This is a genomic window from Micromonospora sp. ATLC20, assembly GCF_057196585.1.
This window is the reverse complement of sequence record NZ_JBXUOV010000193.1, coordinates 1-10506: the sequence shown is the minus strand read 5'-3', so window position 1 is coordinate 10506 and position 10506 is coordinate 1. Positions and strand designations below refer to the sequence as shown.

5 protein-coding genes and 1 pseudogene are annotated in these 10506 nt (G+C 71.6%); 3 read left to right on the top strand and 3 right to left on the bottom strand.

Annotated features, from left to right (window positions below):
- Nucleotides 1–89: 89 nt before the first annotated feature.
- Nucleotides 90–1601 (bottom strand): APC family permease, encoded by a 1512-nt coding sequence (locus tag AC2CHG_RS26795; protein WP_484525842.1) that lies wholly within the window; start codon nt 1599–1601, stop codon nt 90–92.
- 198 nt (nt 1602–1799) lie between these two features.
- Here AC2CHG_RS26795 and AC2CHG_RS26790 point away from each other — a divergent pair, with 198 nt between their 5' ends.
- Nucleotides 1800–2453 carry a GOLPH3/VPS74 family protein gene (locus AC2CHG_RS26790; protein ID WP_128137146.1) on the top strand — a complete coding sequence of 218 codons (654 nt, stop codon included), beginning with the start codon at nt 1800–1802 and terminating at the stop codon, nt 2451–2453.
- A gap of 39 nt (nt 2454–2492) precedes the next feature.
- Here the strand turns inward: AC2CHG_RS26790 and AC2CHG_RS26785 are convergent, their stop codons facing one another.
- On the bottom strand, nt 2493–3092 hold the full coding sequence (locus tag AC2CHG_RS26785) for a GNAT family N-acetyltransferase (protein ID WP_262014381.1): 600 nt from the start codon (nt 3090–3092) through the stop codon (nt 2493–2495).
- A 154-nt stretch (nt 3093–3246) separates the two neighbouring features.
- On the opposite strand from AC2CHG_RS26785, the gene AC2CHG_RS26780 reads away from it, so the two are divergent.
- Nucleotides 3247–3939: a cellulose binding domain-containing protein gene (locus AC2CHG_RS26780; RefSeq protein ID WP_484525841.1), complete on the top strand. Its 693-nt coding sequence runs from the start codon at nt 3247–3249 to the stop codon at nt 3937–3939.
- A gap of 143 nt (nt 3940–4082) precedes the next feature.
- A complete protein-coding gene (pulA, locus tag AC2CHG_RS26775; protein ID WP_484525840.1) occupies nt 4083–9578 on the top strand; it encodes a pullulanase-type alpha-1,6-glucosidase in 5496 nt (1831 codons plus the stop codon).
- Between the two features lie 71 nt (nt 9579–9649).
- Here the strand turns inward: pulA and AC2CHG_RS26770 are convergent.
- Nucleotides 9650–10506, bottom strand: a pseudogene (locus AC2CHG_RS26770) (hypothetical protein); the annotation flags it as partial.

Here is a 10506-nt window from a genome sequence, read left to right as displayed (position 1 = left end):
GCCGCGGGAGACTCCCCCCTCGAGCCCCCCGGCGGCTGGGGGGGGGCGGGCCGCCCGCCCCGCCGCCCGCCCCCCCCCACCGACCGACGTCAGCGGTGGTGGGCGCCGGCCCAGCGGTCGGCCTCGGGGGCCGGGTGCAGGCCGGGCTCGTGCAGGCCCTCCTCGGTGACCTGGCCGATCCGGCGGTACGTCTCCGGGCGGCTGGTGCGCAGGATCGCGCCCCAGATCAGGCCGACCACGCCCGCCGCCACCGGGATCGCCGGGAGCAGCCACTTCAGGTAGCTCGCCGTGTCGGGGGCGAGCAGCGCGTCGAAGTTGAACAGCAGCACCAGCAGCACGGCGGTGAGCAGGATCGTGCCGAGCGCCGGGGCGATCGCCCGCTGCCACGCGCTCTCCGGGCCGGGACGGCCGCGGAAGAAGCCCACCACGGAGGCCGAGGTGAGCGTCATCAGCAGCACGACGCCGACAGCGGCGGCGCCGGACAGCCAGGTGAACAGGTCGATGACCGGGTCACGGCCGGTCATCGCGAACGCCAGGAACACCACCACGGCGAGGACGCTCTGCACCAGCGAGCCCGCGACCGGCGCGCCGCTGCGGCTGGAGGTGGCGCCGAGGAAGCCCGGCAGGACCCGCTCCCGGCCCAGCGCGAACAGGTAGCGCGCCACGCCGTTGTGGAACGACAGCAGGGCGGCCAGGACGCTGGTGATGAACAGGACGTTGGCGATGTCGGCGACGACGACACCGGTGTACTGCTCGAGCGCGCCGAAGATGATGCCCGGCCCCGCCTCGGCACTCGCCGCCGGAGCGTTCTCCGGGCCGGTGAGCACGGTGAGCGCCCAGGCAGAGAAGGCGTAGAACAGGCCGGTGAACGCCACCGCGATGTAGGTGGCCCGGGCCACCGTGCGACGCGGGTCCTTGACCTCCTCGCTGTAGATGGCGCCGCTCTCGAAGCCGGTGAAGGAGGCGATGGTGAACGCGAGCACCGCCCCGAAGCCGGCGCCGAACAGGTGCCCGGGGCTGATGCCGGCGGCGGTGACGGTGCCGCCGTCCGGGTTGGCGAAGGCGACCAGGTCGAAGATCAGCACGACCACGCACTCGAGGACGAGCAGCACGGCGAGGACGGTGGCGTTGAGGTCGATGCGCAACACGCCGAGCGCGCCGATGAACACCCAGGCCAGCAGCGCCCAGACCCACCAGTCGAGGCTGATGCCGGTCTTGGCGTCCATGAAGTCGCCCAGGATCGCGCCGAGCAGGCCGTACAGACCGATCTGGATCGCGTTGTACGCCGCGAGCGCGACCGCCGAGCCGGCCACCCCGCCGGCCCGGCCGAGGCCGTTGGCTATGTACGCGTAGAACGCGCCCGCGTTGGCGACGTACCGGCTCATCGCGGCGTAGCCGGTGGCGAAGACGGCCAGCACGGCGGCCAGGAGCACGTATCCGAGCGCGGCGCCGATGTTGCCGCTGACCGCGTACATGGTGGTGACACCGCCGCCGAGAACGGTCAGCGGGGCGGACGCGGCGACGGTGAAGAAGACGAGGTGAGCGGTGCCGAGACGACCGCGGCGCAGCCCACCGTCGGAGAAGAACGGATCGGAGGACAAGGCTTCTCCAGGGGAGGGGGTGAGGGGATTGATGTGTCTACTTCGGAACAACCTGAAGCAGGGTATTGGTGATCACGTATCGTGACAACCCCGCTTCGATATCGATTGGGGTGCGCCTGAACGGCCGGAATTGAGCTGTGCGTGGTCATGCCGTACCGTCCCGTGTCGACGATCACGGCCACCGTTCGAGGATGGACCATGACCTACCCCGGGGCACAGGCCACTTACCGGCTTGCGGATGCGCTGTTCCTTATCGGACACGACGAGTTCACCGGCAAGCCACACGTCGCTGTCGACCGGCTGGAGTGCGGGCTGGCCGGCGCCGCGCTCGCCGAGCTGATGTTCGAGGGCCGGATCGCCCTCGACGGAGGGGGGATCGCCGCCGTCGATCCGCGGCTGTGGCAGGAGCCGCTCACCGATCTGCTGATCACCGAGATCCTGCGCCGCGAGGGGGCGCACCCGGCCCGGCTGTGGATCCGCTACCTGCGGACCCAGCTCAACATCAACGAGCGGGTGGGCACCCGGCTGGTCACCGCCGGCGTGCTCCGTCGTGAGCAGGGCAAACTGATCGGCCGGACGGTGCGCTGGCCGGCCATCGACCCGAACCAGGCGGCCTCGCCGCGGGTGCGGCTGACCGCGATGCTGATGCACTCGTCCCCGGCCGAGCTGGACCCGGGCACGTTGCTGCTGGCGACGCTCGCCGAGGCGGTCGGTCTGGCCGCGCACATCTTCGACCCGCAGGTGGCCACGCGGATGCGCGACTGCCGCCGGTTCCTGCCGGCTCAGCTCGAGGGGTTGCTCGCCGCCGTCGTGGGCGCGCTCGACGTCACCACCACGACGGTACGGCGATGACGTCCCGCCCCGGGTCGAGCCGGGGCGGGACGGTACGGGTCAGGCCGGGTCGCGCCACATCGGGTAGAGGCTGGGGCCCTCCGGCAGGTCCAGCGTGACCGGACGGCGCCGGAATCCGAGCCGCTCGTAGAGCGCGGCGTTGCGCGGCGAACTGGCTTCCAGGTACGCCGCCGTGCCGGCCTGATCCAGCTCGGCCAGTCTGTGACGCAGCAGCGCCGAGCCGACGCCCTTGCCGTGATGGTCCGGGTGCACCCCGATGAAGGGCAGGTACCAGTGCGGCTCTGCGGGGTGCCGGGCGCTCATCATCTCGTCGAGCGTGCCGAACCGCTTCATGGCCTCCGCCCCGATCGCGTTCTCCAGCCCGTCGAACTCGCCACCGTCCTCGGCGTCGTGGCCCTCGCCGGTGTGTAGCCAGAGCGTCGCGCCCAGCCCGTCACCGGCGACGTACACCTCACCGGTGCGCAGCGCCAGCGCGACGAACGGTCCGAAGAAGGCGCGATGGACCCGCGCGCGGTGGTCGTCGTCGGGGAAGACCCAGCCGCTCACCGGATCCCGCATGAACGCCTCGGCGAGGATCGCGGTCACGACGGCGGCGTCCGCCGCGGACGCCCGCCGGATACTGTCCTGCCACTCAGTCACTGGCCAACCGTCCTACCGGCTCGACGAGCCATTGTGGTCATTGATCGGCGTGCAAGGTATCAGGTGCGAACGCCGTGCGGCAGACCCCGACCTCCGGCGCTCGCCGCGACCCGTCCCGGGTGGCTACGCTGGCCCGGACCCCGACAGGAGGACCATGTCCCGCACGCGCCGTCCCGGCCCGCAGCCCGGGGCCGCCATGACCTCGTCCCCCTGGATCCTCGTCGCCGCCGGCGTGGTCGTCATGCTGGTCCTGCTGGTGGTGGCGCTCGGTTCGGTGCGGGGCCGCAGCACGTTCCCGGCGGCCGGTCCGCCGGATCCGCCGATGTCGCTGCCGGGCATGCCGCTGACCCCCACGGCGGCCGGTGCCACCGGCCCGTCGCCGGCCTCCGCCACCGCTGCGGTGGTGCCGGGCCTGTCGCCGCGGTCCACCGTGGTGCCCGCCCGTCCGACTCCGGCCGCGCCGACTCCCAGCCCTCGGGGCGTGGCCCGGCCGGTGCTGCCTCCGACGCCTCCTGCGCCTCCTGCGCCGCCGTCGGCGGTGACCGGCCGGTACAGCGTGCCGAGCGTCTTCGACGGCGGCTTCATCGGTGAGGTGCTGCTGGTCAACACCGCGCGTACGCCGCAGGGCTGGACGGTGCGCGCGGTGTTCCCGGGTGGCCGGCTGGTCACCGCCTGGGTCGAGGGTGCCGAGCAGGGCGTGTTCCGCTTCGACGACGGCGTCTTCACCTACCGCAGCGGGTTCGACCTGGCCCCCGGGCAGTCCCTGCCGGTGCGGTTCCACATCGAGCGGGCCGGTACCCGGCCGCTGAGCTGCACCGTCGACCGCTCGCCCTGCACCGAGCGGTAGTTCCGGCGCCCCGGACCGGGGCTGGCGTCCACGTCTCTTCTTGCAAGCTGTCTGCTTTGTTGCGGCAGTGTTTGCAAGGTATTGCAGAATGTTTCGGCAAGGGCTAGCGTGCGGGCGAATCAGCGACCAGAGAAAGGCCGTCGATGAAACCCCCGCCGATATCCCCCAAGGCGCTGCTCGCCCTGGTCACCTCCCTCGTACTCACTCTCGTCGGCGTGCCGGTGGCGCTCCACCAGCTCGGCGCCGACGCCACCGGTCCGGCCGCCACCCCCGACGTCCTGGCCGCCGGCAACGCTCCGCAGTGGAACCGCGAGCCGTCCGCCGACGCGCTGCTCAAGGCCGGCACCGGCACCGCGAAGGCGGAGCAGTTCTACTTCGTCCTGCCGGACCGGTTCGCCAACGGCGACAAGCGCAACGACACCGGCGGCCTCACCGGCGGCCGGCTCACCACCGGCCTCGACCCGGCCGACAAGGGCTTCTACCACGGCGGCGACCTCAAGGGCCTGATCGACCGGATGGACTACATCCAGGGGCTCGGCACCACCGCCATCTGGCTCGCGCCGATCTTCAAGAACCGGCCCGTGCAGGGCACCGGCGCGGACGTCTCGGCCGGCTACCACGGCTACTGGATCACCGACTTCACCCAGGTCGACCCGCACTTCGGCACCAACGCCGAGCTGAAGAAGCTGGTCGACCTGGCCCATCGCCGGGGCATCAAGGTCTACCTCGACATCATCGTCAACCACACCGCCGACGTCATCAGGTACGCCGAGGACAAGTACGGCTACGTGGACAAGAAGACCGCGCCCTACCGCGACGCGCAGGGGCGCCCCTTCGAGGACCGCAACTACGCCGACGGCACCCGGAAGTTCCCGGCGGTGAACTCGACGTCGTTCCCGTACACCCCGGTGTTCGCCACCCCCGCCGACGCGAAGGTCAAGGTACCGGCGTGGCTGAACGACCCGACCATGTACCACAACCGCGGTGACTCCACCTTCGCCGGGGAGAACAGCGAGTACGGCGACTTCTTCGGCCTCGACGACCTGTGGACCGAGCGTCCCGAGGTGGTCCGCGGCATGACCGACATCTACGCCCAGTGGATCGGCAAGGCCGGCGTGGACGGGTTCCGCCTCGACACGGTCAAGCACGCCAACCTCGACTTCTGGCCGCAGTTCGCGCGCGGCATCGACGCCGCCGCCGCGAAGGCCGGCAAGAAGGACTTCTTCATGTTCGGCGAGGTCTACAGCGCCGAGCAGGAGATCCAGTCCACCTACGTGCGGCAGGGCGGACTGCCCGCCACGCTCGACTTCTCGTTCCAGGAGGCGGCACGCGGGTACGCCGCCGCCGACGGCTCGGCCAAGTCGCTCGCCGACGTGTACGCCAAGGACGACCTGTACTCCGCGCGGGACACGAACGCCAACCGGCTCACCACGTTCCTGGGCAACCACGACATGGGCCGCATCGGCTCGTTCGTCGCCGCCGCCGGCGGTGACGACGCCACCCAGCTGAACCGCAGCCAGCTCGCCCACCAGCTCATGTTCCTCACCCGCGGCCAGCCGGTCGTCTACTCCGGCGACGAGCAGGGCTTCACCGGACCGGGCGGCGACAAGGACGCCCGGCAGGACATGTTCGCCTCGCGGACCGCCGACTACCTCGACGACGACCTGATCGGCACCACCCGCACCCACGCCGCCGACCAGTACGACACCCGCCACCCGCTCTACCGGACCATCGCCGAGCTGGGCGACCTGCGGACGGCGCACCCGGCACTGCGCGACGGCGTGCAGGTGACCCGGTACGCGGCCGACGGGCCGGGCGTCTTCGCGTTCTCCCGCGTCCTGCCCGCCGACCGGATCGAGTACGTGGCGGCGGTGAACAACGCCGCGACGCCGCAGACTGTCACGGTGGACACCTGGTCGGCCGACGCCCGCTTCACCGGCGTGTACGGCGGCGCCGCGGGCGCGACGGCCGGCGCGGACGGCAAGCTGAGCGTCACCGTGCCGGCCATGTCGGCGCTGGTGCTGAAGGCCGACCGGGCGATCCCGCAGGCCGGGGCCCCGACGATCACTATCACCGAGCCGGGCGACGACCCGGTCCCGGGCACGGCCGCCGTCACCGCCCAGGTGACCGGAGACCCGCTCGCCACCGTCACGTTCGCCGCCCGGGTCGCGGGCGGCAAGTGGACGCTGCTCGGCACCGCGAACCGCGCGCCGTACACCGTGCACCACGACCTGACCGGCCTGCCCGGCGGCACCCGCGTGGAGTACAAGGCGGTGGTCCGCGACGGCAAGGGCCGCACCGCCACCGCCCGTGCCACCGGCACCGTCGGCACCCCCGCCCAGGGCGCGTCGCGGGACTGGGCGATCGTGCACTACCAGCGCCCGGCCGGCGGGTACGACGACTGGCGGCTCTACGCCTGGGGCGACATCGACCCGGCGTACGTGACGCAGTGGCCCGCCGGGCAGCCGTTCGCCGGTGAGGACTCGTACGGCCGGTTCGCCTGGGTCAAGCTCAAGCCCGGCGCGAAGACCGTCGGCTTCCTCGTGATCGACGGCGACGGCAGCAAGGACGTGGCCAACGACCGCACCATCGACGTGACTGCGACCGGCGAGGTCTGGGTCAAGCAGGGCGACCCGGCGGTCTACCCGACGCGGCAGGCCGCCACCGGCGAACCCGACCCGCCCGTCGCGCAGGACACCGCGCTGATCCACTGGCGCAAGGCCGACGGGAACTACGACGGCTGGGGCCTGCACCTGTGGGACGGCGCGGCCACCCCGACCGACTGGGCCGCTCCGCTCAAGCCGGAGAAGATCGACGCGTACGGCGCGGTGTTCCGGGTGCCCCTCGCCGCCGGGGCGACCGGGCTGAGCTACATCATCCACCGAGGCGACGAGAAGGATCAGCCCGAGGACCAGCGGCTCGACTTCGCCGGCGCCGGACGCGAGGTGTGGCTCCTGGCCGGCGTCAAGGGACGGCTGCTGCCCACCACCACGTCCGGCGCCGCCAAGGACCTCGACCTGACCAAGCAGAAGGCGCAGTGGATCGACAGGTCCACAGTCGCCTGGGCGACCGGGCCGACCGACGGCAGGCGGTACGCGCTGGCAGTCGCCCCGGCCGGTGGGATCGGCCTCGTCGACGGCGAGCTGACCGGCACGTACACCACCATCGGACTGCGAGCCCAGCGCAACGGGCTGACCGAGGCGCAACGGCAGGCGTACCCCCATCTCTGGGCCTCGCGCGCCTTCTCGCTGGACCGCGCCGACCTGGCCCGGGTGCCGGCGGCGCTGCGCGGCCAGATCGTGGTGACCGAGCGGGACGCGGAGGGCGCGCTGCTCGCCGCCACCGGCGTGCAGATCCCCGGCGTGCTCGACGACGTCTACGCGGCGGCGACCGGCGCGAAGCTCGGCCCGACGTTCGCCGGCCGGGTCCCCACCCTGGCGGTGTGGGCGCCGACCGCGCGGACCGTGTCGCTGGAGCTGTTCGACTCGCCCACGGCCCAGCCGTCCACAGTGGCGATGCGCCGCGACGACCGCACCGGCGTCTGGTCGGTCCGCGGCACGAAGGCGTGGAACGGCCGCTACTACCGCTACCGGGTGCAGGCGTGGCAGCCGGCCACGCAGAAGATGGTCACCGCGTCGGTGACCGACCCGTACTCGGTGGCGCTCGCCCCGAACTCCACGCACAGCCAGATCGTCGACCTGACCGACCCGGCGCTCGCGCCGGCCGGCTGGGCGAGCCTGCGCAAGCCGGCCCCGGTGCCGGCGTCGAAGGTCCAGATCTCCGAGCTGTCGGTACGGGACTTCTCCATCGCCGACACCACCGTTCCCGCCGACCGGCGGGGCACGTACCTGGCGTTCACCGACCCGGACAGCGCCGGCATGAAGCACCTGCGCAAGCTCGGCGACGCCGGGGTCAACCACCTGCACCTGCTGCCGGCCTTCGACTTCGCCACCATCCCGGAGAAGCGGGCCGACCAGGCCCGGCCGGACTGCGACCTGGCCGCGCTGCCGCCGGACTCCGACGAGCAGCAGAAGTGCGTCGCGGCGGTCGCCGGCACCGACGGCTACAACTGGGGGTACGACCCGCTGCACTACACGGTGCCCGAGGGCGGGTACGCCACCGACCCGAACGGCGCGAAGCGCACCACCGAGTTCCGCCAGATGGTCGCCGGAGTGAACAAGGCCGGCCTGCGGGTGGTCATGGACGTGGTCTACAACCACACCTCGGCCGCCGGCGCCGACCCGAAGTCGGTGCTCGACCAGGTGGTGCCGGGCTACTACCACCGGCTGCTGGAGGACGGGACCGTCGCCAACTCCACCTGCTGCGCCAACACCGCGCCGGAGCACGCGATGATGGGCAAGCTCGTGGTGGACTCGCTGGTCACCTGGGCCAAGGCGTACAAGGTCGACGGTTTCCGGTTCGACCTGATGGGCCACCACCCGAAGGCGAACATCCTGGCCGTACGGGCCGCGCTGGACAAGCTCACGCTCGCCCGCGACGGCGTGGACGGTCGCAAGATCCTGCTGTACGGCGAGGGCTGGAACTTCGGCGAGGTCGCCGACGACGCCCGGTTCACGCAGGCCACCCAGGCCAACATGGCCGGCACCGGCGTCGGCACGTTCAACGACCGGCTCCGCGACGCGGTGCGCGGCGGCGGCCCGTTCGACGCCAACCCGCGCGTGCAGGGCTTCGCCTCCGGCCTCTACACCGACCCCAACGGCGACGACGTGAACGGCTCGGCCGCCGAGCAGCGGGCCCGGCTGCTGCACCAGCACGACCTGATCAAGGTGGGGCTGACCGGGAACCTGCGCGGCTACCGGTTCACCGACTCCACCGGCAAGCGGGTCACCGGGGCGCAGGTCGACTACAACGGCGCCCCGGCCGGGTACACCGCCGCGCCGGGCGAGGCGGTCACCTACGTCGACGCGCACGACAACGAGATCCTGTACGACGCGCTGGCGTACAAGCTGCCGCAGGGGACCTCGGCGCAGGACCGGGCCCGGATGCAGGTGCTGGCACTGGCGACCACCGCGCTCGGGCAGGGCGCCGGGTTCGTGACCACCGGCTCGGAGCGGCTGCGCTCGAAGTCGCTGGACCGCAACTCGTACAACTCCGGTGACTGGTTCAACCAGATCCGATGGAACTGCGCCCAGGGCAACGGGTTCGGTGCCGGCCTGCCGCCGGAGGCCGACAACAAGGACAAGTGGTCGTACGCGAAGCCGCTGCTCGCCGATCCGTCGCTGGTGCCGGACTGCGCGGCGATCGACCTGGCCGACGCCCGGTACGCGGAGCTGCTGCGCGTGCGCCGGTCCTCGCCGGTGTTCGGGCTCGACACCGCCGAGCAGGTGCAGAAGCGGGTGGCGTTCCCGCTGTCCGGAACGACGGAGACCCCGGGCGTGCTCACCATGACCCTCGACGCGCGAGGGCTGGACGGGGAGTGGAAGTCGGTGACAGTCGTCTTCAACGCCACGCCCGAGACGGCGAAGCAGACGGTCACCGGGCTTCGCGGCGCGAACGTGGCACTGCACCCGGTGCTGCGGAACTCGGCCGACCCGGCGCTGCGTACCGCGTCGTTCGACCGGGCCGCCGGCACGTTCACCGTGCCCGCGCGCAGCGTGGCGGTGTTCGTCCAGAGCTGACCGGTACGGCCGACCGGCCCCCTGCCACGTCACGTGGCAGGGGGCCGGTCGCGTACCGGCGGACCGTCAGGTCAGTTGAAGCAGTCCTCGACGGTGTTGGCGCAGTTGGTGGGGTCGTTGTTGCTGATGAGGGACTTGTCGTCGAGCTTGACGCGTCCTTCGTTGTTGAGGACGCCGCCGGCGACCCGGTGGAGCTTGCTGGAGTCGGTGGCGGTGTTCTTGGTGACGTGGGTCTTGGTCAGGGTGATCTTCGCCTTGTTGTTGAAGATGCCGCCGCCGTTGAGGGCGGTGTTGCCCTTGATGTCGGTGTCGCGGATGGTGAGGGTGGCGTTGTCGTCCTTGTCGTGGTCGCGGGCGAGGAAGCCGTCCTCGATCTTGATGAGCCACTCACCGTTGAAGATGCCGCCGCCGAAGCGGTTGGCGGTGTTGTCGACGATCTTGCTGTCGGCGATCGTGGCGCTGGCGTGCTCCTTGTTCTCCGGGTAGCCCCAGTGCTTGCCGCCGGTGACCACCACACCGCCGCCGTCGCCGTCGGCGTGGTTCTTGGCGACGTGGACCTTCTCCAGGAGCAGGTCCGTGTTCTCGGCGTAGACGCCGCCACCGTTCTCGCAGGCGGTGTTGCCCGTGATCGCGGTGAAGGACACCGTGACGGTGCCGCCGCTGCTGAACAGGCCGCCACCGTTCTTGCCGGCGCGGTTGTCCGACAGGCTCGACTTCACGCCGTCCTTGCCGTGGTCGGAACCGAAGATCTCGACCGTGCCGGCCTCGTGGTGCTTCTCCTTCTTGTCGTAGCCCTTCGGCGCGGCGGAGGCCGTCGGGCCGTGTCCGCCGGACAGGCCGCTGCCGTTGGCGATGCCGCCGCCGTTGCCGCCTGCGGTGTTGTCGTCGACGTGGGTCTCCTCGACCTTGAGGATGCCCTCGTTGAAGA

What these genes read in the sequence shown, in the direction of transcription:
- AC2CHG_RS26790 (WP_128137146.1), top strand. Translation starts at nt 1,800, where the DNA reads ATGACCTACCCCGGGGCACAGGCCACTTACCGGCTTGCGGATGCGCTG.
- AC2CHG_RS26780 (WP_484525841.1), top strand. Translation starts at nt 3,247, where the DNA reads ATGTCCCGCACGCGCCGTCCCGGCCCGCAGCCCGGGGCCGCCATGACC.
- pulA (WP_484525840.1), top strand. Translation starts at nt 4,083, where the DNA reads ATGAAACCCCCGCCGATATCCCCCAAGGCGCTGCTCGCCCTGGTCACC.